This window comes from Pantoea sp. X-Soil-YNGN-844, from assembly GCF_059730595.1.
This window is the reverse complement of the sequence record NZ_AP036007.1, coordinates 786,286-812,004: the sequence shown is the minus strand read 5'-3', so window position 1 is coordinate 812,004 and position 25,719 is coordinate 786,286. Positions and strand designations below refer to the sequence as shown.

At 57.8% G+C, this 25,719-nt stretch carries 23 protein-coding genes; 13 read left to right on the top strand and 10 right to left on the bottom strand.

The annotated features are described in order from the left end of the window. Window positions 1-61 precede the first annotated feature (61 nt). The 3 genes from mtnN to AC6I8C_RS03520 all read left to right on the top strand — a co-directional run bounded on the left by mtnN (window position 62) and on the right by AC6I8C_RS03520 (window position 1,922). Window positions 62-760: a 5'-methylthioadenosine/S-adenosylhomocysteine nucleosidase gene (gene mtnN / locus AC6I8C_RS03530; RefSeq protein ID WP_497821628.1), complete on the top strand. Its 699-nt coding sequence runs from the start codon at window positions 62-64 to the stop codon at window positions 758-760. Continuing rightward, window positions 753-1,547, top strand: coding sequence for a vitamin B12 ABC transporter substrate-binding protein BtuF (btuF, locus tag AC6I8C_RS03525; protein WP_095706170.1), 795 nt, complete (start codon window positions 753-755; stop codon window positions 1,545-1,547). The genes mtnN and btuF overlap by 8 nt, the downstream gene beginning before the upstream one ends. 123 nt (window positions 1,548-1,670) lie before the next feature. Next, complete coding sequence (locus tag AC6I8C_RS03520) at window positions 1,671-1,922, top strand: hypothetical protein (protein WP_033781925.1); 252 nt, start codon at window positions 1,671-1,673, stop codon at window positions 1,920-1,922. A gap of 30 nt (window positions 1,923-1,952) precedes the next feature. On the opposite strand, the gene erpA is transcribed toward AC6I8C_RS03520, so the two are convergent. Beyond that, entirely contained in the window at window positions 1,953-2,300 is a 348-nt protein-coding gene (gene erpA / locus AC6I8C_RS03515; RefSeq protein WP_008925625.1) for an iron-sulfur cluster insertion protein ErpA, read from the bottom strand. Between the two features lie 204 nt (window positions 2,301-2,504). Here erpA and hemL point away from each other — a divergent pair, with 204 nt between their 5' ends. Continuing rightward, the gene (gene hemL, locus AC6I8C_RS03510) at window positions 2,505-3,785 is read left to right on the top strand and encodes a glutamate-1-semialdehyde 2,1-aminomutase (RefSeq protein ID WP_497821627.1); all 1,281 of its coding nucleotides are present in this window, start codon (window positions 2,505-2,507) and stop codon (window positions 3,783-3,785) included. 328 nt (window positions 3,786-4,113) lie between these two features. Here hemL and fhuB read toward each other — a convergent pair whose 3' ends face one another. From fhuB to hrpB, 6 genes are all read right to left on the bottom strand, one after another. Further along, a complete protein-coding gene (fhuB, locus tag AC6I8C_RS03505) occupies window positions 4,114-6,093 on the bottom strand; it encodes a Fe(3+)-hydroxamate ABC transporter permease FhuB (protein WP_497821626.1) in 1,980 nt (659 codons plus the stop codon). Beyond that, entirely contained in the window at window positions 6,093-6,971 is an 879-nt protein-coding gene (gene fhuD / locus AC6I8C_RS03500) for a Fe(3+)-hydroxamate ABC transporter substrate-binding protein FhuD (protein ID WP_497823304.1), read from the bottom strand. The genes fhuB and fhuD overlap by 1 nt, the downstream gene beginning before the upstream one ends. A gap of 10 nt (window positions 6,972-6,981) precedes the next feature. Further along, entirely contained in the window at window positions 6,982-7,776 is a 795-nt protein-coding gene (gene fhuC, locus AC6I8C_RS03495) for a Fe3+-hydroxamate ABC transporter ATP-binding protein FhuC (protein ID WP_497821625.1), read from the bottom strand. Between the two features lie 39 nt (window positions 7,777-7,815). Next, window positions 7,816-10,023 carry a ferrichrome porin FhuA gene (gene fhuA, locus AC6I8C_RS03490; protein ID WP_497821624.1) on the bottom strand — a complete coding sequence of 736 codons (2,208 nt, stop codon included), beginning with the start codon at window positions 10,021-10,023 and terminating at the stop codon, window positions 7,816-7,818. A gap of 201 nt (window positions 10,024-10,224) precedes the next feature. Beyond that, window positions 10,225-12,756 (bottom strand): bifunctional glycosyl transferase/transpeptidase, encoded by a 2,532-nt coding sequence (mrcB, locus tag AC6I8C_RS03485; RefSeq protein ID WP_497821623.1) that lies wholly within the window; start codon window positions 12,754-12,756, stop codon window positions 10,225-10,227. 98 nt (window positions 12,757-12,854) lie between these two features. Further along, complete coding sequence (hrpB, locus tag AC6I8C_RS03480) at window positions 12,855-15,338, bottom strand: ATP-dependent helicase HrpB (protein WP_497821622.1); 2,484 nt, start codon at window positions 15,336-15,338, stop codon at window positions 12,855-12,857. A gap of 30 nt (window positions 15,339-15,368) precedes the next feature. Here hrpB and thpR point away from each other — a divergent pair, with 30 nt between their 5' ends. The 9 genes from thpR (at window position 15,369) to panD (ending at window position 22,426) form a co-directional block, all read left to right on the top strand. Beyond that, window positions 15,369-15,926: an RNA 2',3'-cyclic phosphodiesterase gene (gene thpR, locus AC6I8C_RS03475; RefSeq protein ID WP_147789407.1), complete on the top strand. Its 558-nt coding sequence runs from the start codon at window positions 15,369-15,371 to the stop codon at window positions 15,924-15,926. Then, window positions 15,904-16,608, top strand: coding sequence for a DNA/RNA nuclease SfsA (gene sfsA / locus AC6I8C_RS03470; RefSeq protein ID WP_497821621.1), 705 nt, complete (start codon window positions 15,904-15,906; stop codon window positions 16,606-16,608). The genes thpR and sfsA overlap by 23 nt, the downstream gene beginning before the upstream one ends. A gap of 247 nt (window positions 16,609-16,855) precedes the next feature. Further along, a complete protein-coding gene (dksA, locus tag AC6I8C_RS03465; protein ID WP_008925615.1) occupies window positions 16,856-17,311 on the top strand; it encodes an RNA polymerase-binding protein DksA in 456 nt (151 codons plus the stop codon). Between the two features lie 73 nt (window positions 17,312-17,384). Further along, complete coding sequence (gene gluQRS, locus AC6I8C_RS03460; protein WP_497821620.1) at window positions 17,385-18,263, top strand: tRNA glutamyl-Q(34) synthetase GluQRS; 879 nt, start codon at window positions 17,385-17,387, stop codon at window positions 18,261-18,263. Window positions 18,264-18,349: 86 nt separating this feature from the next. Then, complete coding sequence (pcnB, locus tag AC6I8C_RS03455; protein ID WP_218832235.1) at window positions 18,350-19,768, top strand: polynucleotide adenylyltransferase PcnB; 1,419 nt, start codon at window positions 18,350-18,352, stop codon at window positions 19,766-19,768. Continuing rightward, on the top strand, window positions 19,765-20,250 hold the full coding sequence (gene folK / locus AC6I8C_RS03450) for a 2-amino-4-hydroxy-6-hydroxymethyldihydropteridine diphosphokinase (protein WP_497821619.1): 486 nt from the start codon (window positions 19,765-19,767) through the stop codon (window positions 20,248-20,250). The genes pcnB and folK overlap by 4 nt, the downstream gene beginning before the upstream one ends. 83 nt (window positions 20,251-20,333) lie before the next feature. Continuing rightward, window positions 20,334-21,128 (top strand): 3-methyl-2-oxobutanoate hydroxymethyltransferase, encoded by a 795-nt coding sequence (gene panB, locus AC6I8C_RS03445; protein ID WP_497821618.1) that lies wholly within the window; start codon window positions 20,334-20,336, stop codon window positions 21,126-21,128. Between the two features lie 15 nt (window positions 21,129-21,143). After that, the gene (panC, locus tag AC6I8C_RS03440) at window positions 21,144-21,998 is read left to right on the top strand and encodes a pantoate--beta-alanine ligase (RefSeq protein ID WP_266307390.1); all 855 of its coding nucleotides are present in this window, start codon (window positions 21,144-21,146) and stop codon (window positions 21,996-21,998) included. Window positions 21,999-22,045: 47 nt separating this feature from the next. Beyond that, a complete protein-coding gene (gene panD, locus AC6I8C_RS03435) occupies window positions 22,046-22,426 on the top strand; it encodes an aspartate 1-decarboxylase (RefSeq protein ID WP_033731602.1) in 381 nt (126 codons plus the stop codon). 69 nt (window positions 22,427-22,495) lie between these two features. Here the strand turns inward: panD and AC6I8C_RS03430 are convergent, their stop codons facing one another. From AC6I8C_RS03430 to AC6I8C_RS03420, 3 genes are all read right to left on the bottom strand, one after another. Continuing rightward, the gene (locus AC6I8C_RS03430) at window positions 22,496-23,509 is read right to left on the bottom strand and encodes an acyltransferase family protein (RefSeq protein WP_013356814.1); all 1,014 of its coding nucleotides are present in this window, start codon (window positions 23,507-23,509) and stop codon (window positions 22,496-22,498) included. Between the two features lie 424 nt (window positions 23,510-23,933). After that, window positions 23,934-24,704 (bottom strand): ABC transporter permease, encoded by a 771-nt coding sequence (locus tag AC6I8C_RS03425; protein WP_497821617.1) that lies wholly within the window; start codon window positions 24,702-24,704, stop codon window positions 23,934-23,936. Further along, window positions 24,701-25,630, bottom strand: coding sequence for an ABC transporter ATP-binding protein (locus tag AC6I8C_RS03420; protein ID WP_033781901.1), 930 nt, complete (start codon window positions 25,628-25,630; stop codon window positions 24,701-24,703). The genes AC6I8C_RS03425 and AC6I8C_RS03420 overlap by 4 nt, the downstream gene beginning before the upstream one ends. Window positions 25,631-25,719: the final 89 nt, after the last annotated feature.

Here is a 25,719-nt window from a genome sequence, read left to right as displayed (position 1 = left end):
CCCTGGATGCCATGGTAGACTATGCCCTAAATTTTGATTCTTTACATTAGCGGAACTCACTATGAAAGCAGGCATTATTGGCGCGATGGAGCAGGAAGTCACACTGCTGCGCGACAAAATTGAAAACCGTCAAACGCTGTCGCTGGCGGGTTGTGAAATCTATACCGGCACCCTGCAGGGCGTTGAGGTGGCACTGCTGAAATCGGGCATTGGTAAAACCTCTGCGGCGCTGGGCACCACGCTGCTGCTGCAGCTCTGCAAACCCGATGTGGTGATCAACACCGGTTCGGCAGGCGGTTTAGCGCCGTCGCTCAGCGTCGGCGATATCGTGGTGTCAGACGAAGTGCGTTATCACGATGCTGATGTTACCGCTTTTGGTTATGAGCCGGGTCAGATGGCGGGTTGTCCGGCCGCATTTGTGGCCGACAGCAAGCTGATTGCTGCGGCGGAAGCCTGTATTAAGCAGCTGGATCTGAATGCCGTACGCGGTCTGGTGGTAAGCGGCGATGCCTTTATCAATGGTGCCGAACCGCTGGCGCGCATTCGCAACCTGTTCCCGCAGGCAATTGCCGTTGAGATGGAAGCGACTGCCATCGGTCACGTCTGTCATCAGTTCCAGATACCGTTTGTGGTGGTCCGTGCGATTTCCGACGTGGCCGATAAGGAATCTCACCTGAGCTTTGATGAGTTCTTAAGCGTAGCGGCGAAGCAATCTTCGCTGTTGGTGGAGAACCTGCTGGCGCATCTGGCGCGTGGCTAAAACGCTGCTTTTCTGCTGGCTGCTGCTGTTGAGCGGCAGCCTGCTTGCCTCCCCACCCCGAGTTATCACCCTCGCTCCACACCTTACCGAACTCGCCTTTGCTGCCGGAATTACGCCGATTGCGGTCAGTGCATGGTCTGACTATCCGCCGCAGGCGAAACAGATTGAGCAGGTTGCCAACTGGCAGGGCATCAAAGCCGAACGCATTCTGCAGCTCAAACCGGATCTGGTTTTAGCCTGGCGCGGCGGTAATCCGCAGCGACAGATTGACCAGTTGCAGCAGCTCGGCGTACCGGTTAAATGGATTGATCCGCAGACGCTGGATGAGATGTTCACAGCGCTGGCCGATTTGGGCCGCTGGAGTCCCAGCCCGGAACAGGCAAGCAGAGCTGCCCAGGCGTTACGGCAGCAGGAAGCCGCACTGCGTCAGCGCTATACTCACCTGACTGCGGTTCCGCTTTTTTTGCAGTTTGGACAGCAGCCGCTTTTTACCGCCGCCAGAGCCACGCTGCAGAATGAGATTATTACATTATGTGGTGGCAGGAATATCTTTGCCGACAGCCGCGTCAGCTGGCCACAGGTCAGCCGTGAGCAGGTACTGATGCGCCATCCTCAGGCCGTGGTGACAGCGGGCAGTGCACAGCAGGCGGAGAACATCCGTGACTTCTGGCGGCCACAGCTCACTGTGCCGGTGATTGCCATCAACGAGGACTGGCTGAGCCGGCCAGGCCCGCGACTGCTGCTGGCGGCGCAGCAACTCTGTGTGGCCCTGCATCCCGCTGAATAAACCGGCGAAATGATTAAAGTTGCTGCACTTTTTGCCGTTAATCAATACCAGAGACGAGCCGGCCACGTATGCTTGCCGTCCTTTTAGCGCCACGGCGCTTTTTTAAAACACCAGGAACCATCTATGACCAGAGCACTGCTGCTGGCCATAGGGCTATCGCTCGCCGGATCTGCATTTGCGGGATCGATTAATGGCTCTATCGGCGCCAGGCTTGTCATCTATTCACGCTGTGAAATCAACACGGCTAACGGTCAGCCCGCGCCGCAGGTGAACTGCGGCAGACAGGCAAGCGCGCAGCCACGCGTGACCCATAGTCAGATTCAGTCGCAGGGAAGTGTAAAACAGAGTAACCGGCTGGTCACAATAGAGTGGTAAACGAGGCCGTCGTGATGACGGCCTTCGTCATCAGATACTGAAGGAAGAGCCACAGCCACAGGTGGTTTTGGCATTCGGATTGGTCACGATAAAGCGTGAGCCTTCCAGACCTTCGGTATAATCCACTGAACCGCCCACCAGATATTGCAGGCTCATCGGGTCAACCACCAGCGAGACGCCCTGCTTTTCGATCGTCATGTCGCCATCATTCAGCTGGTCATCAAAGGTGAAGCCGTACTGGAAACCACTGCAACCGCCACCGGTGATATAGACGCGAAGTTTCAGCGCCGGGTTCTCTTCGTCGGCAATCAGGTTCTTCACCTTGGTGGCTGCGGCGTCGGTAAACTGCAACGGCAGTGCTACTACTTCATCACTCATGTTTTACTCCGGTAAACGCCCAGGTCAGAAAACGACCTTAATTACGCTATTATCAGCCAGCACCTCAGCGCAATCAAGCTCTGCCCTTCGCACTCTGTGCCGCTTTCACCTCCGTTAAGGGCGCGGCGAGTGAATCCGCCTTTCGTCTGCTGCCCCTCTTCCGTAGAATGGTGCAATATTTTTTATGAACCGCTGGAGCCGAAAATGAGTAAGTCCGAACAACTGTTTGCTGAGGCACAACGCCTGATCCCGGGCGGGGTAAACTCGCCAGTACGCGCATTTACCGGTGTGGGCGGCGTTCCGCTGTTTATTGAACACGCTGATGGCGCGTATCTCTATGATGCCGATAGCAAAGCCTATATCGACTACGTCGGCTCATGGGGCCCGATGGTGCTGGGTCATAACAATGCGGCGATCCGCAATGCCGTGATCGAAGCGGCCCAGCGCGGCCTGAGCTTTGGCGCACCGACCGAAATGGAAGTGACCATGGCGCAGCTGGTGTGTGAGCTGGTGCCTTCCATGGAGATGGTGCGTATGGTCAACTCCGGCACCGAAGCGACCATGAGCGCGATTCGTCTGGCGCGTGGCTTTACCGGCCGCGATAAAATTATCAAGTTTGAAGGCTGCTATCACGGTCACGCCGATCATCTGCTGGTGAAAGCGGGTTCTGGTGCCCTGACGCTGGGTCAGCCAAACTCGCCGGGCGTACCGGCTGATTTCGCTAAACACACCCTGAGCTGCACCTTTAACGATCTCGACTCAGTGCGCAGCGCCTTTGAACAATATCCTGACGCCATCGCGGCCATCATCGTTGAGCCGGTTGCCGGCAACATGAACTGCATTCCGCCGCAGCCGGAATTCCTGCCAGGCCTGCGCACGCTCTGTGATGAGTTCGGCGCACTGCTGATTATTGATGAAGTGATGACCGGTTTCCGCGTGGCGCTGGGCGGCGCGCAGGCTCACTACAATGTGCGTCCTGACCTGACCTGTCTCGGAAAGATTATCGGTGGCGGGATGCCGGTTGGCGCATTCGGTGGCCGTCGCGACGTGATGGCCGCGCTGGCCCCGACCGGCCCGGTCTATCAGGCGGGGACGCTCTCCGGTAACCCGATCGCAATGGCCGCCGGTTTTGCCTGCCTGACGCAGATCGCGCAGCCTGGCACGCACGAAAAGCTGGATGCCCTGACCCGCCAGCTGGCTGAGGGTCTGCGCGAGGCAGCACAACAGCAAAATATCCCGCTGGTGATCAACCATGTTGGCGGGATGTTTGGCCTGTTCTTCACCGAGGCTGACAGCGTGACCTGTTATGCCGATGTGACCCGCTGCGATGTAGAGCGCTTTAAAACTTTCTTCCATCTGATGCTGGAGGAAGGCGTTTACTTTGCGCCATCGGCCTATGAAGCAGGCTTTATGTCGCTGGCGCACAGCGAAGAGGATATTCAGCGCACGGTTGACGCCGCACGTCGTTGTTTCGCGAAGCTGTAATTTAGGCAGCGTTAAAGACGAAGACCGGCAGCAGCTGATCCCGAATCTCACAGCAACATAAAACTCAACACGAAGGGAACACGGGCAGAGGAGGAAAGCGTCCCGCGCCAGGGACAAAAACGCCGGGAGCGTTTTTGAACAACGCAAAGCGTTGGCCCGGCTACGGGCGCACCTCAGGGATGAGGTGCGTAATCGCGCGGGCAGAGCGTGTCAGGGACTGGCCTTAGCGTCTTTCCGATCTGACCGTGTTCCCTTCGCAGGCTCAGTCTCACAGCCAATCGGGCCAGGCTTTGTTAATAATCTCAGACCGGCTTGCACCGGTCTTTTTTTAACCTGAACGCCTGAGCAGCCAGATAAAGTAAGGCGCACCTAAAAACGTCGCCATCAGTCCGGCAGGGATTTGATCCGGAAACGCCAGCATCCGCCCGCACCAGTCAGCCAGCATCATCAATCCGCCTCCCAGCAATCCCGAGAGCAACAGCTGTGGCAAAGCCCGCCGGAATCCCAGCATTCGCGCCATATGCGGAGCCATCAACCCGACAAAACTCAGCGGACCGATAGTCAGCGTCGCGCTGGCGGTCAGTGCTGCCGCCAGCAGCAGCAGACTCAGCCGCGCAGGCGTTAATGCCATACCCGCCGAGCGCGCGGTCGCACTTCCCAGCGGCAGCAGCGTCAGCCAGCGACTCGCCAGCGGGGCCAGCAACACCAGCACCAGCGCGCAAATTGCGCTCTGAACTGCCTGACTGCCGCTGATGTTATAGGTCGAACCGGAGATCCAGCTCAGCAGCCCGCCCATGCGCGGATCGCCGCTGGCCAGCAGCAGCATCAGTAGGGTGACAAAGGCGCTGTTAAGCGCCATACCCGCCAGCAGCATCCGCTCCGGCGAGAAGCCGCCATTGCTGGCTACCGCCATAATCACCAGCAGCGTCAGCGCGGCACCCACCGCACCGGCGGGCAGCAGCCAGGCCATCGCATCGCCTGGCACAAAGAACATCATGACCACTACACCGCAGGCAGCCCCGGAACTGATGCCCAGTACTTCCGGGCTGGCCATAGGATTGCCGGTCAGCCGCTGAATCAGACTTCCCGCCACGCCCAGCATCAGACCGGTTACCAGCGCCGCCAGCACGCGCGGTGCGCGCCATGGCAGCAGTGATTGCAGCATCTCGCCTGCGGACCCGCTCCAGCCCTGCGCATCACGCCCCAACGCGAGCGCCCCCCACCCCAGCAGCGCCAGAATAGCGAGACCGATCAGCGCCCAGCGCAGCAGGTTCTGTCGCTCGGCGGGCACATTGTCACCCTGATTCAGCGCGGGCGGCACTGAACCGGTGCGCAGTCGCGGCAGCAGCCACAGCAGAATCGGTACGCCAAGCAGGGCCGTGGCCGTGCCGGTCGGGATATCGCGCCAGTGCGTGCTGAGCCATAACACGCAGCTGTCTGCCAGCCACAGCAGCAGCGCGCCAGTCAGCGGTGCCAGCAGCATCCGGGTGAGGAGCCGTCGTCCACCCAGCAGCTTCGCCAGCAGCGGTGCAAACAGCCCGATAAAGCCGATGATACCGGCGACATTGACCAGCTGTGCGCTGAGCAGAATCGCCAGTCCAAGGCCGCTAATCCGCGCCACAGAAAGCGCCAGACCCAGGTTTTTCGCGACACCATCATCCAGTCCCATCAGCGTCAGCGGACGCAGCAGCGCCAGCGCCAGCACAAACGCCAGCAGCAGGCGCGGCCAGAGCTGCTGCACGTTTTCCCAGCTCATCTGATTCAGCGCGCCGGTGCTCCACAGAAACATGTTCTGCAGCTGATCGTGATTGAAGATAGCAAAGATTTGATTTACCGCGCCGCTATACAGGCTCAGTACCAGCCCGGCCAGAATCAGCGTCACTGGTGACAGACGTTTGCCCCAGGCCACACCAAACACCAGCGCACCCACCAGCAGCGCCCCGCTGAGCGCAGCAAACTGCTGTGTCAGCGCCCCGCCCGGCAGATGCCACAGCGTCGCGACGGTAATGCCCAGTTGCGCGCCGGAAGAGACGCCCAGGGTGGTCGGCTCCGCCAGCGGGTTGCGCAGGATCTGCTGAAACAGCAGACCGGCTAACCCCAGTCCGGCCCCCACCAGTAGCGCCAGCGCCGTGCGCGGTAGCAGGCTGTAGTGAAACACCATCTGCGGCAGGCTATCGATCGTCGGTGACCAGAGTGCCTGCCACCATTCAGCCTGTGGCAGCGCGTGATGCAGATTAACCAGCGTCAGGCTGAGTGAGAGCAGAAACAGCAGGCTGAGGAGGCCTGCGGGAAAGAGAGCATGGCGCATCAGTGCGTCTCCAGCGCGCGTTCCAGCACGCGAACAAAGTGCAGCGCCGAGAGCGTTGCACCGTAATACCAGACCGCCGGGACGCGCTGAAAGCGTCCGGTGCGGACAAACGGCATGGCCTGCCACAACGGACTGCGCATCAGTTGCTGCATCTCCACGTCGTTGTCGTGATCGAAACAGATGACATCCACCTCCCCGGCCTGCGCCAGCTGTTCGATGCCGATCACTGCGCTGCCCCAGAAATTGGTCTCACCCTGCCAGCCATTTTTCAGGCCCAGCAGGGTCATTACTTCCAGGAACAGGCTGTTCTTACCAAAGGTAATGGCGTGACGACTGTCGAGCAGCGACATCAGCAGAAGCGTGCGTCCGGCATAGGGTGCCAGCCGCTCACGCGCCCCTGCCAGCTGATCATCGACCTCGCGCAGATGCTGCTCCGCCCGCTCGCTTAATCCCAGGCGCGCCGCCAGCTGACGCAGTGATGCGCGCGCGGCGGTGAACGGTTTTCCGTCGCCGCTGTGAAGGTCGAAGCCCATGATGGGTGCGATGCGCATCAGTTTCTCTTTGGGCGGGCCGTAGCCATTGGAGCAGAGGATCAGCGACGGCTGCATTTGCGCCATCAGCTCAAGATTGGGTTCGGTGCGCAGGCCGACGTCGATCACGTCCGCAGGCAGCTTCGGCTCACCTACCCAGATGTTGTAGTTATGCAGATCGGCCACGCCCCAGGGCGTAACGCCCAGCGCGATCAGCAGTTCGGTGGGTAACCACTCCAGTGCGATAATCCGGCCCGGATTCGGCGTGGCAGCACGCAGAGGAAGCGCACAAAACAGCGGCGAGGCCGCCAGCGCCAGCAACAGTCGGCGGCGATAAAGATCGGGCATCATCCTTTCCTTAACAGACAAAACTAACCGGCGCGCCGCCCTGCGGGTGCGGTAAAATGCCCATCGGAATGCCATAAATTGCACCGAGCACCTCAGGCTGCATAATCGCTCCGGCGTCACCTTCGGCAATCATCGCGCCCTGACGCAGCGCCACCAGATGATCGCAGTAGCGTGCCGCCATATTGATATCGTGCAGCACCGCAATGACGCTCAGGCCGCGCTGCTGGCTCAGATCTTTGATCAGCGCCAGCACCTCAACCTGATGGGCAATATCCAGTGCCGAGGTCGGTTCATCCAGCAGCAGACAGCGGCTGTTCTGCGCCACCATCATCGCCAGCCAGGCGCGCTGACGCTCGCCCCCTGACAGACTGTCCACCAACCGACCGGCAAAGGGCTTTAGCCCGACCTGCGTAATGGCATCCTCCACCCTATCGCGATCCTCCTGACCAAAGCGCCCCAGCGCCCCGTGCCAGGGATAGCGGCCAATCGCCACCAGCTCACGCACCGTCATCCCTTCGGCTGCCGGTAACTGCTGTGGCAGATAGGCCACCTCGCGGGCAAAGGCTTTACTGTTCCAGCGCCCGACCGGCTGCTGATTCAGCAAAACCTCTCCGCTGCTGGCCGCATGATGACGGCCCAGCATTTTCAACAGCGTCGATTTGCCCGAGCCGTTGTGACCAATCAGCGCGGTCATTTTACCCGGTGGAAAAGTCAGCGACAGGGGCTGGAGGAGAGTGCGGCCGGGCACCTCGAAACTGGCATTCTCCAGCCTGAAGGTTGCCTCTTCTGCGTGCGGATGCGGCATGGTTATCCCTGTGAACGGGCGCCGGAGCGCCCGGTTAAATCAGAATCTGAAGGTCGCGGTGCCGACAATCTGGCGTTCCGCACCCCAGTAGCAGGCGTATTCACGATAGCAACTGGCGACATACTCGCGGTTGAACAGATTGTTAACGTTGACGCCCACCGTCGAGCCAGGCAGGCCGAAGCGACCCAGATCATACTTCAGCGCCGCATCCACCGTGGTGTAACCGGCTACCTTAAAGTTCTGGTTCTGCTCCGTGCCGGTGCTGTAAAGCCCCTGGCTCTCGCCGACATAACGCACACCTGCGCCCACTGTTACACCCGACAGGGCGGTTTCGTGGAAGGTGTAGTCGCTCCAGAGTGAAGCCATATGCTTCGGCACCTGCACCGGCGTTTTGCCTTTAAGCTGGGTGTCTTCAGTGTATTCCGCATCGGTGTAGGTGTAGGAGGCCGTCAGGTTAACGTTGGCATTCAGCGCCGCTTTGGCTTCCAGCTCTACGCCGCGCGACCGGATTTCACCGCTCTGGACGCTGGCAAACGGATGATTAACCGTATCCGGATCGGCAGTCAGGTTTTTGGTTTTGGTCAGCTGGTAAAGCGCGGCGGTGAGCACCACCGGACGATCTTTCGGTACATACTTCACGCCCGCTTCATACTGCTTAGCGCGTGACGGATCAAATGCCTGACCGTCATAGGTCGAACCGGCATTCGGAATAAAGGCTTCGCTGTAACTAAAGTAAGGCGCGATGCCGTTATCAAACACATAGTTCAGACCACCACGCCAGGTAAAGGCCTGATCGTTCTGGCGATCAACGCTGTCTGCCACCCGATCGTAAACGGAGTTCATGGCATAGTCGTAGCGGCCACCCAGCGTCAGCACCCAGCGGTTCCACTCCATCTGATCCTGTGCATAGAGGCCGGTCTGACGCTGTTTATTCAGATGCTGATAAGGATCGGCAAACGGCGTCACGCTATCATCGCCATATTGCGGGTTAACCGCATTCAGGCTGGATGCCGAGCCAAACTGTGCGTCGATATCGTTGCGGGTACGCTGGAAATCCACGCCCAGCAGCAGCGTATGATCGACCTGGCCGGTGGCGAATTTCGCCTGCGCCTGGGTATCCACGGCAAACTGGTTCAGCGTCTCGCTGGAGACCGCTGAACCACGGGTAATCTCCTGAGTTGCTGTATTGAAACCATTGCCATAGATACTGCGATAATCGGTGCGCAGGTCGGCGTAACGCAGATTCTGGCGCAGCGTCCAGGTGTCGTTGAGGCTGTGCTCGGCGTTATAGCCCACCATTTTGGTGGTGCGCGAAATCTTATTGCTCTGCTCGCCTTCGTCGAAGTTGGTCGGCAGTTTGTACTGGCTGCCATCGGCACGGGTGATCGGCACCACGGTGCCCTGACGCGGCAGCCAGCCGTAATAGCCGGTTTCTGGCTCGTTCTGGAAATAGGTCAGCAGATCAATGCGGGTGCGAGCGTCGGGACGCCAGCTGAATGACGGGGCAATGGTGTAGCGCTTCTCTTTGTTCATCGACTGCTGCGCATCCTGACTGCGCGCCTGACCGGTCAGGCGATAGCTGTAGACGCCGTTATCATCCAGCGCACCGCCAAAGTCAAAGCCGGTCGAGAAGAGATTGTCATTGCCCATCTGGAACTGCACTTCGCGCAGGGTTTCCTGGGTCGGACGCTTGCTCACCAGTGAGACGACACCGCCCGGATTGCTTTTACCATAGAGCACAGAGACCGGACCGCGCAGCAGTTCAGCGCGCTCCAGGAAGTAGGGGTCGATGGCAAACTCAGAGTAGTTATCTCCCTGCAGTTTCAGACCATCCATATACTGATTGGTGTTGGTTTCGCTGAAACCGCGAATCGAAAGCGCATCAATCACATCTGAGCTGCCACGGTTACCGGTCAGCACGCCAGGCGTATAGTTAAACGCCCCTTTCACGCTGGTCACGTTGCGCATTTCCATCTCTTCGCGGGTAACCACGGAGACAGACTGCGGATTTTTTTCAATCGGGGTATCGGTTTTGGTGCCGGTGGCGCTGCGTTTCGCCGCAACCGTCGGTGCCGGCCCCCAGGCGCTTTCCGCCTCGACGCCGCTGCCGCCATCCGCCGAGACCACCATGGTCTCTGGCTGCGCGGCATAAAGCGAGGAGCTCAGGCTCAGTGAGATCATGACGCCCAGAAGCGGCCGGGAAAATGTTTTTTTGGTGTTGTCTGCAAAAGTCGTTCGCGCATTCATAAAAAGGTGTCTCTTAAAATAGGCTCAGGCGAGCGAATCGAAACGATAATGATTATTATAACGGATTAGATAATATGCGAACTTCAGCGACGACTGCAAGCAGAAATCCCAGTAGTGACGCCGTTTGCAGGGCGATTTACACGTATTGATCACAAACAAAAAAAGGGCGCCGAAGCGCCCTTTTTAACCTGTCTGACTGATTTATTTGCCAAACATATCTTTTATCCACCCAGCTACGCCGTCGCTGTCTTTCTGCTCCTGCGGTTGCTGTTGCGGCTGTTGCTGTTGCTGTTGCTGCTGTTGCTGGTCAAACAACTGTTGCTGCTGCTGGACCTGCTGCTGCTGTTGCTGACACAGCGCATTCGGATCCAGCGCCCACACCGGCAGAGAACGCCAGGTGCTGCTGCCCGTGCCACAGACAAAGTTACCGGCCGAATCGACATTCATCATCGACACATCTTCCGGCGGCGTCAGCTGCAACGGCATCGGTGCCTGATTGTCGAGGTAGCGACGATAGAGCTGCATCGCACCGCTGGCACCATAGAGTTTGGTCGGCTGGTTGTTATCACGGCCCACCCAGGTGATAGCCACTTCTTTACCATCAATACCGGCAAACCAGCTGTCGATCAGATCGTTAGTGGTACCGGTTTTCCCGGCCAGATGGGCATTCGGGAAACGCGCGCCCAGGGCACGGGCGGTACCATGGTCAGCGACCTGCTGCATGGTATAGAGCGTCAGATAAGCCGCCTGCGCCGGTTCCACACGCTGCGCCTGCGGATAGCTCTGATAGAGCACGCTGCCATCTTCTGCAATCACTGAACGCACCGCGGACAGTGACGCGCGGTTACCGCCGCTGGCGATCGACTGGAACGCCTGCGCCACTTCAACCGGCGTCAGGTTCAGGGCACCCAGCAGCATCGCCGGAACCGGATGCAGCTGCTCTTTCGGCACACCCAGCTTGTTCCAGGTATCGACTACCGCATCCAGCCCCAGCGTCATACCGAGGTTAACCGTCGGCACGTTCATGGAGTTGGTCAGCGCATCCACCAGCATCACTTTGCCGCTGAAGCGACGATCGTCGTTCATCGGTTTCCAGATGGTGCCATTTGGCTGCTTCAGCGCAATCGGCTCATCGGCGATCCAGCTGTTCAGGCGGTAGCTGTTTGGCTGGCTCAGCGCGGTGAGGTAGGTCGCCGGTTTTGCCAGTGAACCGATAGAGCGACGCGCCTGCAGCGCACGGTTGTAACCGGCGTACTGTGGATCGGCACCGCCGACCATGGCACGGACTTCGCCGCTGAAGCGGTCAACCACCACCATCGCGGTTTCCAGATCTTTCAGGCCGCGCTGTTTTTTCAGCGTCGGAATGCCATCAACCACCGCTTTTTCAGCTGCATCCTGCGACACCGGGTCTAGCGTGGTGAAGATTTTCACGCCGGAGAGATCTTTAATCTTGTCGCCCAGTTTCGCCTGAAGCTCGTTACGCACCATCTGCATAAAGGCAGGCTGCGGCGTGATCACACCCCCTTTTGGCTGCACGCCCAGCGGACGGGCAGACAGCATGTCATACAGCTCCTGGTCGATCACTTTCTGCTGCTGCAACAGGCGCAGCACCAGGTTGCGGCGTTCCAGCGCCAGTTTCGGGTTGCGCCACGGGTTATAGAGCGACGCCCCTTTCACCATGCCAACCAGCATCGCCTGCTGATCCAGACTCAGTTCATCTACCGGACGGCCAAAGTAGTAGAGGCTCGCCAGCGGGAAACCGCGGATCTGATCGCTACCCGCCTGACCGAGATAGACTTCGTTCAGGTAGAGCTCCAGGATGCGATCTTTGCTGTAGCGCGCATCCATGATCACCGCCATATAGGCTTCACGCGCTTTACGCCACAGCGAACGCTCATTGGTCAGAAACAGGTTCTTAACCAGCTGCTGCGTCAGCGTACTGCCGCCCTGCACCGCTTTTCCGGCCGTGATGTTCGCCAGGAAGGCGCGACCAATGGAGTACGGGCTAATGCCGTCATGCTCATAGAAATGGCGATCTTCAGTGGCGATCAGCGTATCGACCAGCAGATCCGGGAAACCGGTGCGCGGCACGAAGAGTCGCTGTTCACCATTCGGCGACTGCAGCATGGTGATCAGGCGCGGATCGAGGCGGAAAAAGCCAAAATCACGGCCGGTTTCGAGGTTTTTAATCTCGCTCAGCTCATCTTTCGTGAAGCTCATACGCGCGTGGATCTGCCCCTCTTTACTGTCGGGGAAATCAAACGGGCGACGCAGCAGATCGATGGTGTTGCCCTTCACCGAAAACTCGCCGGGGCGGGTGATACGGGAGACTTCGCGATACTGAGTCCCTTCCAGCAGCGCCACCATTTCACTTTTGTTGTAGGCCATGCCCGGTTCCAGGCTGACCATGCGGCCATAGACGGTGGCGGGCAGTTGCCACACCTTACCGTCAATACGACTGCGAATTTCCGAGTCGAGGTAGATGCCCCACGCGGCCATAACCACCACAAACACCAGGAACAGTTTAATTATCCATCCCAGCCAACGGCGTTTGCCGCGCGGCGGTTTTCCACCTTTACCTTTACGTGGCACCGGCGCTTCCTCCTCGTCATCATTAAAATCGTCCTGATCGATATCCTGTTCGATATCCCTGCGTCGTCCCCGGCCCGCACTGCTGCGTGGCGGCAACGGTTTACCTTTGCGCCCTATTGGTTCGCGATCGTTCCCAGACATTACTTTTCTTCTCCAGGCAGTGCTTACGGCAGCGCCGCTACTCTAACTGCTTTCTCGCGTGCCGCATGGCAGAACCCTCTGAATTCGATCCAGCGGACTCAACCCTGCGGGGACATTTTTTTGGTTCGCCTTGTTGGCAAGGCGGTGGCCGGATCCTCTGGCCAGAGGTGTTTCGGATAGCGTCCCTTCATCTCTTTCCTGACCTCCGGCCAGGCGCCGCGCCAGAACGCTGCCAGATCGCGGGTGATCTGCAACGGACGCTGGGCGGGCGATAGCAGCTCCAGCACCAGCGGGATACGTCCTTCCGCCACGGTGGGATTCTGCGCTTCGCCAAACATCTCCTGAATCCTGACCGCCAGCGCGGGCGGCTTATCCGCATCGTAGCGAATCGGCAGCCGGCTTCCGGTCGGCACAGTGTAATGAGTTGGCAGCACACTATCCAGCCGCTGACGTTGTGACCATGTGAGTAAATGTAAGAGCGCCGTGGTCAGGTTTACCGCCTGCAGGCTGCGCAGATCGCGTACCGCCGACATCTGCGGCAACAGCCACGCAGGCAGGCTCTCAAGCAATGTCTGATCGTCCATAGCGGGCCAGCTCTCTTCCGGCAACCACTGCGCCGCACACTGGATACGCAGGCGCAACTGTTCGGCATCCGGCGTCCAGCCCAATACCGACAGACCTTTTTCGGCGATCCAGCGCAGTATGGCGGCATGCAGAACGTCCGGCTCCGGGCGCGCCATCGGCTGGGTCTTCAGGATCAGCGCGCCAATCTGCTCACGTCTGAACGCCCGTAGCGTACCCTTCTCTTCGTCCCACTCCACTTCAGTACGGCGCTCAATCAGTGCGGGCTGCTGCTGGCACAGCGTTTCAATGTCGACCGGCAGTGCCAGCAGCATCCGGGCATCCGGCGTCGCACTGCCCTGCAACAGGGCGGGTGCAATCAGCCATTCGTTGCGCGTCAGGCCATCCTGCTCATCGAGCCTGGCCCCCAGCCCGTTGGCCAGTTGATAGCGACCGCTCTGATCGCGACGCCGCGCCAGCCGATCGCCAAATCCCACCGCCAGCAGGCCCGCGAAGCGATCTTCATCGACCCGTCCGCCACGAATTTTGAGTCGCTGCTGCCACTGCTGCGCCCGCCGCTGCCATTGAGCCTGAGGCCGATGCAGCGCATCACGCAGATCGGCACTGCCGCTGCGCGGAGGATCTTCCAGAATCGCCACCAGCAGCGCGGCGCTGGCGACCGCATCCGGCTCATCGCCCGCGGCACAGAGCATAGCAGCAAGCCGCGGATCGCACCCCAGCTGTGCCATACGCCGTCCCAGTGTGTTAAGCAGCCCGTTGCTGTCCAGCGCACCCAGACGGGTCAGTTGCCGTTGTGCCGCGTCCAGATTTCTGGCGGGCGGCTGATCCAGCCACTGCAGCTGTTGCGGCCCGGTACAGCCCCACTGCAGCAGATCCAGCCACAGCGACGAGAGATCGCTGTTCACGATTTCCGGTTCGCTCTGCGCTGCTGCACGTGACGCCTGCTCCTGCGGCAGCAGATGCAGACAGATTCCCGGCATCAGTCGCCCGGCGCGACCTGCGCGCTGGATCATTGAGGCCTGGCTGATGCGCTGGGTCTGCAGCCGCGTCACGCCGCTGCGGGCGTCAAACAGTGCGCTGCGCTCCAGCGCACTGTCGACTACCAGGCGAATCCCCTCAATGGTCAGGCTGGTCTCGGCGATATTGGTGGCGAGCACCACTTTGCGCCGTCCGGCGGCGGCGGGCAGGATCGCCCGTCGCTGCGCCGCCAGCGGCAGTGCGCCATAGAGTGGTGTCAGATCCACATCGTCACTGATGCGTGATTCCAGCTCACGCTTTACCCGTTCAATTTCTGCCACGCCCGGCAGAAACAGTAGCAGTGAACCCTCTTCATCGCGCAGCAGTTGAGCGGCTTCACGCGCGACCGCCTCTTCAAAACGTACGTTCTGATTCAGCGACGCGTAACGCCGTTCAACCGGATAGCTGCGCCCTTCTGAAATAATCAGTGGCGCATCCGGCAGCAGCGCCGCCAGCCGGGCATTGTCGAGCGTGGCGGACATCAGCATGATTTTAAGGTCGTCGCGTAATCCCTGCTGCACATCGAGCAGTAGCGCCAGCGCCAGATCGGCCTGCAGGCTGCGCTCGTGAAACTCATCGAGGATCACCAGCGACACGCCCTCCAGCATCGGATCGTGCTGAAGCATGCGCGTGAGCATCCCTTCGGTAACAACTTCCAGCCGGGTTTCTGGCCCGACGCAGCTTTCGCCACGCATCCGGAATCCCACCGTGGCACCCGGCTGTTCGCCGAGCTGCTCCGCCAGCCGCTGCGCCACATTACGTGCCGCCAGCCGGCGTGGCTCCAGCATAATGATGCGTCCTGGTAGCGCCGCCTGCTGCAACAACTGCAGCGGCAGCCAGGTCGATTTGCCCGCGCCGGTAGGGGCGGCCAGCAGGATTTGAGAGGCGTCACGCAGCGCCGCCAGGATGTCTGGCAGCACCGCGCTGACCGGTAAATCGCTCACAGCAAACTCCGCTTCTGCCTGTGCTAAGATGGCGCGCATTGTAGCACGTGATATTTGCCGGAGAGCGCCATGGCGACACAACGCTTATTTTTTGCCATCAGCCTGCCTGACGAGATGCAGCAACAGCTGGTGCGCTGGCGGGCCGATACCTTTCCTGCAGAGGCAGGCACGCCTGTGGTCGCAGCGAATCTGCACCTGACGCTGGCGTTTCTGGGTGAGGTCGCACCGGAAACCTCACAGCGCCTGCAGACCCTGGCCTCCCGCATTGTACAACCCGGCTTTGATCTCGATCTGGATGATGCCGGACACTGGCCGCGCCCTGGTGTGGTCTGGCTTGGCTGCCAGCGCGCGCCTCGCGGCCTGCTTCAGCTCGCCAGCCTGCTGCGGGCGCAGGCTGCCCGGCATGGCTGTTATCAAAGCCCGCAGCCGTTTCATCCGCACATCACGCTGTTACGCCAGGCCACCCAGCCGGTTGCATTGCCACCACGCGGCTTCCACTGGCGTTTTCGCGTCTCCACCTTTTCACTGTTCGCCTCTGACTATGCCCGGGGCCGCACCCGCTACCGCGCGCTGGCCAGTTGGCCATTAACGTCTCAGGATCCGCATGCACTTCTCTCCGCCCCTTAAATCCGCCCGCCTGATCGCCCGTTACAAACGTTTCCTGGCCGATGTCGAGACGCCAGAAGGCGAAGTGCTGACGATTCATTGCGCCAACACCGGTGCCATGACCGGCTGCGCCACGCCGGGCGATACAGTCTGGTATTCCACGTCCGACAGCCTGACGCGCAAATACCCTCACAGCTGGGAACTCACCGAAACGCAACAGGGCCACTGGATCTGCGTGAATACCCTGCGCGCGAACCCGCTGGTGGCTGAAGCGCTGGACCAGCACCAGCTGCCATCGCTGGCCGGTTATTCGCATCGACAAGCGGAAGTAAAATATGGCAGTGAAAAAAGCAGAATTGATTTCCTGCTCAAAGCAGAGGCACGGCGCAACTGCTATATTGAGGTGAAATCCGTAACCCTTTTACATGAAGGTAAAGGCTATTTTCCGGATGCGGTGACGATTCGAGGACAGAAACACCTGCGCGAGCTGGCGACAGTGGCGGCAGAGGGTCATCGGGCCGTTTTGTTGTTTGCCGTTTTGCACTCGGGGATTGAGGACGTTTCCCCGGCACGTCACATTGATGCGGCGTATGCAGAACAACTGGCTCAGGCGCAACGGGAAGGTGTAGAGGTTTTAGCGTTTCAGGCAGACTTATCGGCGGAGGGAATGTTTCTTAAATCGCCGATCAACGTAACCTTGTAATATCTTTTGCAATTTTATGTGGTAAGAATGTTCTGAGCTAAGGGCTGATTACGCTGTTCCTCACAGGCTTGTCAAGGTGTGTTCATGAAGAATTGCCAACCCTGACTGCTTCTGTTATTTATAGCGGCCTGTTTTTTTCCCCAATGGGGGATCGATGTACCCCGCAGACGTCAGATGCAGGCCGGCAGTAACGCCCCTGCGGGACGTAAGTCAGAGGGTATAGTGCGTGTTATCCAGGAGAAGCAACATGCAAGAAGGTCAAAACCGTAAAACATCGTCCCTGAGTATTCTCGCTATCGCTGGCGTTGAGCCTTATCAGGTTAAGCCTGGCGAAGAGTATATGAACGACGCGCAGCTGACCCATTTTCGCAAGATTCTGGAAGCCTGGCGTAATCAATTGCGGGACGAAGTCGATCGTACCGTATCGCACATGCAGGATGAAGCCGCTAACTTCCCGGACCCGGTTGACCGTGCCGCGCAGGAAGAGGAATTCAGCCTGGAGCTGCGTAACCGCGATCGCGAACGTAAACTGATTAAAAAGATCGAGAAGACGCTGAAGAAAGTCGAAGACGACGACTTCGGTTATTGCGATTCCTGTGGCGTTGAGATTGGTATCCGCCGTCTCGAAGCACGTCCTACGGCCGATCTCTGCATCGACTGTAAGACGTTAGCAGAAATTCGTGAGAAACAAATGGCCGGCTAATGTCGCGTCCAGCCTGTTACCACGCAGTGGAAAAACCGTTGTGTTGTCCGCTGCGTGGTCACTTCTGAACCCTATGTCACCTTCCTGCATTGGTCGCTTCGCCCCTTCTCCCTCTGGTGAACTTCATTTTGGCTCGCTGATTGCTGCCCTGGGCAGTTACCTGAGCGCGCGCGCGCAAAACGGCATCTGGCGGGTGAGAATTGAAGATATCGATCCGCCACGGGAAGTGCCGGGTGCTGCCAGCCGCATTCTGCATCAACTGGAACACTACGGTTTAGTGTGGGATGGCGAGGTGCTGTGGCAGTCGCAACGTCATGAGGCCTATCGTGACGCGCTGGCCTGGCTGAAGCAGCATCGTCAGAGCTATTTCTGCACCTGTCCCCGACGTCGCATTCAGGAGATTGGCGGTTTCTATGATGGTTACTGCCGTGAACGGCAACGCGGACCAGAGAATGCCGCGCTGCGTTTACGCCAGCATGCGCCGGTCTTTGCCTTTGACGATCGATTACGCGGGCGCGTTGAGGCTGACAGGCGTCTGGCACAGGAAGATTTTATTATTCACCGCCGTGATGGCCTGTTTGCCTACAACCTGGCGGTGGTCGTCGATGACCATTTTCAGGGCATTACCGAAGTGGTGCGCGGCGCAGATTTGATTGAGCCGACGGTACGGCAGATTGCACTTTATCAGCAGTTTGGCTGGCCGGTGCCGGCCTGGCTGCATCTGCCGCTGGCGCTCAATCACGATGGCAATAAGTTATCGAAGCAGAATCATGCGCCTTCGCTGCCCGATGGCGATGCCAGACCCCTGCTGGTAGCGGCATTACGCTTCCTCGGACAGCCTGTTTCAGGCGGCTGGCAGGACTTAACGCAGGACAAACTGCTGTCTGACGCGGTGTCACAGTGGAATATCGCTTTGATGCCGCAACAGAACGCCCTGAAACCGGATGCATAGACAACAGCATTCTCAAACGGTTCTCAACAGGCTATGATTAGCCGCTGATTTTACCTACACCCTAATTGCCACTGTCGAGGTGTCCCATTTTTACCCGAGTAGCTAATTTTTGCCGGAAAGTCCTGAAGCGTGATGAAGAGGAAGCCCCAGCAGAGGTTGAACCAGAGCGTCTGATGACCATCATCCCTCGTGAAAGCCATACCATCTCACGTAAAGACATCAGCGAAAATGCCCTCAAAGTGCTCTATCGCCTGAACAAAGCCGGTTATGAAGCCTATCTGGTAGGCGGTGGCGTGCGCGATTTGCTACTGGGGCAAAAACCCAAAGATTTCGACGTGACCACTAACGCCACGCCAGAGCAGATGCGCAAGCTGTTTCGCAACTGTCGCCTGGTCGGTCGCCGTTTCCGGCTGGCACACGTGATGTTTGGCCCGGAAGTGATCGAAGTCGCCACCTTCCGTGGTCATCATCAGGTTGAAGAGATTGCGGAAGATCGCAACAGTTCGCAGCGCGCCCAGAGCGGTATGCTGCTGCGCGACAATATCTTCGGCTCTATCGAAGATGATGCCCAGCGCCGCGATCTCACCATCAACAGCCTCTACTACAGCGTGGCTGATTTCAGCGTGCGCGACTATGTTGGCGGCATCAGCGATCTCGAACAGGGCATCATTCGCCTGATTGGCGATCCGGAAACCCGCTACCGCGAAGATCCGGTGCGCATGCTGCGCGTCGCACGCTTTGCCGCCAAGCTCAATATGAGTATTGCGCCGGAAACCGCCGAGCCGATTCCACGTCTGGCCTCGCTGCTGCGTGATATCCCACCTGCGCGCCTGTTTGAAGAGTCCCTGAAGCTGTTGCAGGCGGGCTATGGCTACAGCACGTATCTGAAGCTGTGTGAATATCAGCTGTTCCAGCCGCTGTTCCCGACGCTGGCGCGCAACTTCACGGAAAACAGTGACAGCCACATGGAGCGGATGCTGGCACAGGTGCTGAAAAACACCGACAACCGCATTCATAACGACATGCGCGTGAATCCGGCGTTCCTGTTTGCAGCGATGTTCTGGTATCCGCAGCTTGAAGCGGCCGAACGCATTGCGCAGGAGAGTGGCCTGACCTACTTCGAAGCCTTTGCGATGGCGATGAACGATACGCTGGACGAAGCCTGCCGTGCGCTGGCGATTCCAAAACGTATTACCTCGCTAATCCGCGATATCTGGTTGCTGCAGTTACGCATGTCGCGCCGTCACGGTAAACGCGCCTGGAAACTGATGGAGCATCCGAAATTCCGCGCCGCATACGATCTGCTGGCGCTGCGCGCGGAAGTGGAAAACAACCCGGAACTGCTGCGTCTGAGCCAGTGGTGGGGTGAATTCCAGGTCGCTGCGCCGCCGCATCAGAAAAACATGCTGAATAATCTGGGTGACGATCCGGTGCCGCGTAATAAATCGCGCCGTCCGCGCCGCCGCTCTTCCGCGCCACGTCGTGACAATCAAAACGTGTCATGACACGGGTTTACCTCGCGTTAGGCAGTAATCTGGCCGATCCGCTGCATCAGGTTGATGCAGCGCTGACGGCACTGGATGCGTTGCCGCAGACGCAACGCATCGCGACCTCGCCGTTCTACCGCACGCCGCCTTATGGCCCGCCCGATCAGCCCGATTTTCTCAATGCCGCCGTGGCGCTGGAAACCGATCTCAGCGCAGAAGCCCTGCTTGACTATACCCAGCAGATTGAGCGGGATCATGGCCGGGTGCGCAAGGAAGAACGCTGGGGACCGCGCACGCTGGATATCGATCTCATGCTGTTTGGCGACGCAATTATTAACACTGAGCGGCTGATTGTGCCGCACTACGACCTGCTGAATCGCGCCTTTATGCTGGTGCCCCTGCTGGCGATTGCGCCCGATGCCCGCCTGTCCGATGGCCGCGCACTCAGCACCGTTCTGGCCACCCTCGACAGTCGCAGCATCACGCTGTGGCACGACTGATCAGACAAACGCACATCTCTGATTCCGCTCTTTCACGCTATCCAGTAAACTGCGCCCATCAGAATTCCTGAGTTGAGAGCGCCATGAAACCCACCACGATTTCACATCTGCGTCAGGCGAAAGCCAGCGGTAAAAAATTCGCGACGCTGACCGCCTACGATTTCAGTTTTGCCCGCCTGTTTGCCGATGAAGGCATTCAGGTGCTGCTGGTTGGTGATTCCTTAGGGATGACGGTGCAGGGGCACGACTCCACCCTGCCGGTTACGGTCAGCGACATCGCCTATCACACCGCCGCCGTGCGCCGTGGTGCGCCCCAGGCCCTGCTACTCGCCGACCTGCCCTTTATGAGTTATGCCACACCAGAGCAGACCTTTGAGAGTGCCGCACAGCTGATGCGTGCCGGTGCCAATATGGTGAAACTGGAAGGCGGCAGCTGGCTGGCAGAGACCGTGCAGATGCTGACCGAACGCGCCGTGCCAGTGTGCGGTCATCTTGGGCTGACCCCGCAGTCGGTGAATATTTTTGGCGGCTATAAAGTGCAGGGCCGTGATGAGGCCGGTGCCGATCGGCTGCTGGCCGATGCCCTGGCGCTGGAAGCGGCAGGCGCACAGCTGATGGTGCTGGAGTGCGTGCCGGTGTCGCTGGCGCAGCGGATCACCGGGGCGCTTACCATCCCGGTGATCGGCATCGGTGCCGGTAACGTGACCGATGGTCAGATTCTGGTGATGCATGACGCGCTGGGCGTAACCGGCGGTCATATTCCCAAATTTGCCAAAAATTTCCTGGCGGAGACCGGCGACGTTCGCGCGGCGATTCGCCACTATATCGCCGACGTCGAGGCCGGAACCTATCCGGCGGCAGAGCACAGTTTCCAGTAATTCAGGAGAGTCACCGTGTTGATCATTGAAACGCTGCTGATGCTGCGCCAGGAAGTCCGTCGCTGGCGCCAGCAGGGTAAACGCATTGCGCTGGTGCCGACCATGGGCAACCTGCATGAAGGCCATCTGACGCTGGTGGATGAAGCCCGGGCGCGCGGCGACATCGTCATTGTCTCGATCTTTGTCAATCCGATGCAGTTCGATCGCGCCGATGATTTAGCGCGCTACCCGCGCACGCTGCAGGAAGATTGTGAAAAGCTGAACCGCCACCAGGTTGACGTGGTCTTTGCCCCGTCACCGGCTGAAGTCTATCCGCAGGGCGCGCAGAATCAGACCTTTGTTGAGGTGCCGGTGCTCTCTTCCCTGCTGGAAGGGGCAACGCGTCCAGGCCATTTTCGCGGCGTAGCAACCATCGTCAGCAAACTGTTTAATCTGGTGCAGCCCGATATTGCCTGTTTCGGTGAAAAGGATTTTCAGCAGCTGGCTATCATTCGTAAGATGGTGGCTGATATGGGCTTCGACATTGAGATTGTAGGCGTGCCAACCGTGCGGGCCAAAGATGGCCTGGCACTGAGTTCACGCAACGGCTACCTGACAGACGATGAGCGCAAATTGGCACCGGTGCTGAGCCAGGTGATGCATCAGATGGCTCAGCGACTTGAGAACGGCGAGCGTCACATTGAAGAGATCATCGAGACAGCCAGCGAGGCGCTGCTGGCACAGGGATTGCGTCCTGATGGCCTGGCAATCTGTGATGCGGAAACGCTGCAGCCGCTGACGGTGGACAGCCAGCGTGCGGTGGTGCTGATGGCCGCCTGGCTGGGTAAAGCCCGACTGATTGATAATCAAACTGTTGACCTGACGCTGTAAGTACGCCCGCTGCAGGTTATTTTATTTCTCTGATAAGGTTTCTGGCTATGATTCGCACAGTTCTGCAAGGCAAATTGCACCGCGTAAAAGTGACGCAGGCGGACCTCAATTATGAGGGCTCCTGCGCTATCGATCAGGATTTCCTGGAGGCTTCCGGCATTCTGCAATATGAAGCGATCGATATTTATAACGTCACTAACGGTCAGCGCTTTTCCACTTACGCTATCGCGGCTGAGCGTGGTTCGAAAATTATTTCGGTCAACGGTGCTGCTGCCCGCTGCGCCTGCGAAGGCGATATTTTAATTATCTGCTCGTATGTGCAGGTCGAGGATGCCGTCGCGCGTCAGTGGCAGCCTAAAGTCGCCTATTTTGAAGGTGACAACCAGATGAAGCGTCTGGCGAAAGCATTGCCGGTACAAATCGCCTGATTAATCGATCAGCTGATAAAAAAGGGCCGCCATTAACATGGGCGGCCCTTTTTGTTTCTGCTTCTGCAATTAAACCGCTTTGGTTGTCATCGGCTTCGATGACTTTTTCATCGTAAAGAGGAAATTAAACCAGCCGCGTTTTCTCATCAGACATATTGTCAATGGCAGCGCCAGCGCCACCAGAAACGCCGAAATGAATTTCAGGTCATTCACCCAGGCTGACGGACTTTCAAACTTCACAATCTTACTGAAGAACTGAATCGCCAGATAATGCGACAGGTAGAAGACGATAGAATTGACGCCAATGTAGTAGACCAGCTCAGATTTCAGCTTCAGCGCAATCCAGACAAAGAATGGCACCGATAAGAGTGCAAGCGGTGATAATAACGCCTGGGAATGACGCTCCAGAATAAAGATATTCAGGCAGGAGAGCAGCACAAAACTGATCGCTGAGATTAACAGCGTCGGGCCATGCTGTACTTTCTCTGCGATATCCACCTGCTTACGTACCACGTAATCGCCCAGGTAGAAAAAGACAAACAGATAAAGCGATTTGTTGATGTGCGTATTGTCGAAGCTGGCAAATACGCCATCCGGATCGATGGCCGGCAGCGCCCAGCTCAGCGCCATACAGATAGCAAACACCAGCAGGAATGGCAGGTGGCGGGCAAAGATAATCACTATAAAGAAGATGAATAGCGAGTGCAGGAACCAGGTCATATCCCCGCCGCCGGTCAGGTGAGAGAGAATAATATTCATCGGTGACTGCGGCGTATTTGCCATTGAGCTGAACAGGATCTTTAACCCGCCATAGACCGCCACCCAGACCACAAACGGATAGAGAATACTGCGTACTTTGTTATTAAAAAAAGGACCCAGGCCTTTTCTTAATCCGGCATCGACAAACAGACCCGAAACAAAGAACATCAGCCCCAGTCTTACCGGTGCCAGCATCTCATTTAACAGGCTGCTGAAGGCGGTAAAATGTCCGGCATTATTATGTACGGCAATAGTGCTATGCAAAAAAATAATTGCGAGAATACTCAATCCCCGCAGATTATCGATCCACGTTATACGATTCATCTTTTCCTGCCTTTGATTAAAAACTGGCCCTGAACTGAATGCCATTTTTATTATTAAGAAGAGTCTTAACCCACCCATTCATCCCTGAGCAGAGGAATAACCTTATTCCGGCGGTATTTTGATAATTCATAAACAAATAAACAACAGCCAGACTTTAAGGCTATTCTTAAAAAATATTTAACAGTTAAGAATCATTAAGATAGCGAAAGATCACTGATTATTATCAGATAATACTTAGGGTTACTTTTTGTGAAAAAGGATGAAAGCGAGGCCGTGAGCGGCTGCAGAGACAGAAAAGAAATGAACAGGCAGGTTTTAACGTCGTTTTTAAGGCCAGAGAGAACCGTAGTTTGGGTTGCTTTTCACTCACTGAAAAAAAAGCCACGCCCTTATTGCAGCGTGGCCCTTACCATTCAACGTATTATCAGGTGCGTAGTCCGCGTCCGCGCTGAATCAGCGCATAGACCAGCCAGTAGAACATCAGAATAAAGGCCACCAGTACCGAGAGCGTAAAGACCAGCGGCACGTCATTAATGCCCAGGAAGCCATAACGGAATCCGCTAATCATATAAACAATTGGATTCAGTTTAGAGATAGCCTGCCAGATCGGCGGCAGCAGACTCAGCGAATAGAATACGCCGCCCAGATAGGTCAGTGGCGTCAGCACAAAGGTCGGGATCAGGCTGATATCGTCAAAGGTGCGCGCAAAGACGGCGTTGAGCAGACCGGCCAGTGAAAACAGAATCGCGGTCAGCAGCAGCGTGATTGCCACCATCGACCAGGAGTGCACGTGGAACGGCACAAAGAATAGCGAGATGGCCGTCACCAGGATGCCGACGCAGACGCCACGCGCTACGCCGCCGCCAACATAACCGGCAATGATAATGTGGGTCGGCACCGGCGCAACCAGCAGCTCTTCAATGTTGCGCTGGAACTTGGCGCTGAAGAACGATGATGCCACATTGGCGTAGGCGTTGGTGATCACCGCCATCATGATTAACCCCGGCACAATAAACTGCATATAGCTGAAGCCGTGCATCTCACCAATGCGCGACCCGATCAGGTTGCCAAAGATGATGAAATAGAGCGTCATGGTAATGACCGGCGGCACCAGCGTCTGGATCCAGATACGGGCGAAACGGTTAACCTCTTTGGCCCAGATGCTTTTCAGCGCCACCCAGTACAAATGTGTCATGCTTTTGCTCCTGTTTTTCCCTGCGTCGTCAGGCCAACGAACAGCTCTTCCAGACGGTTGGCTTTATTGCGCATACTCAGCACCTGCACACCCTGCGCACTCAGCTGGCTGAAGACGCTGTTAAGGCCCTGCTCACGCAGCACTTCCACTTCCAGCGTTGAGGTATCGGTCAGCCGGTACTGGAACCCCTCCAGTTTCGGCAGTGGACTGCGCGGTGCCAGATCCAGGATAAAGGTTTCTGATTTAAGCTTGGACAGCAGTTCTTTCATCGAGGTGTTTTCCACCAGCTCTCCGCTCTGGATGATGCCGATGTTGCGGCACAGCATCTCGGCTTCTTCCAGATAGTGAGTGGTGAGAATGATGGTAGTGCCTTTGGCATTGAGATCTTTCAGGAACACCCACATTGAGCGACGCAGTTCGATATCCACGCCAGCCGTCGGCTCATCCAGAATCAGCAGTTTTGGCTCGTGCATCAGTGCTCGGGCGATCATCAGGCGTCGCTTCATCCCGCCGGAGAGCATGCGCGCACGCTCAGTGCGTTTGCCCCACAGGTCGAGCTGCTTCAGATATTTTTCCGCACGCTCATTGGCTTCACGACGCTCAACGCCGTAGTAACCCGCCTGATTCACGACGATCTGCATCACCGTCTCAAACGGGTTGAAGTTAAACTCCTGCGGCACCAGACCGAGCTGGCGCTTGGCATTCACCACATCTTTTTCTAAATCGTAGCCAAACACCCGGACGCTACCTTCGGATTTATTGACCAGCGAACTGATAATCCCGATGGTGGTCGATTTACCGGCACCGTTTGGCCCCAGCAGTGCATAAAAGTCACCCGCTTCAACGTTAAGATCGATGCCCTTCAGCGCCTGCACGCCGCCGGGATAGGTCTTGGTCAGCCGGGAAAGTTCCAGTGCATAAGTCATTCTGCATCCATACCCTGTTTTGATGGCATTGCAATGCCGTTTAAATTTATCAGGCCCTGGCATATAGTACGCGCGCGCACTTTGCGCAG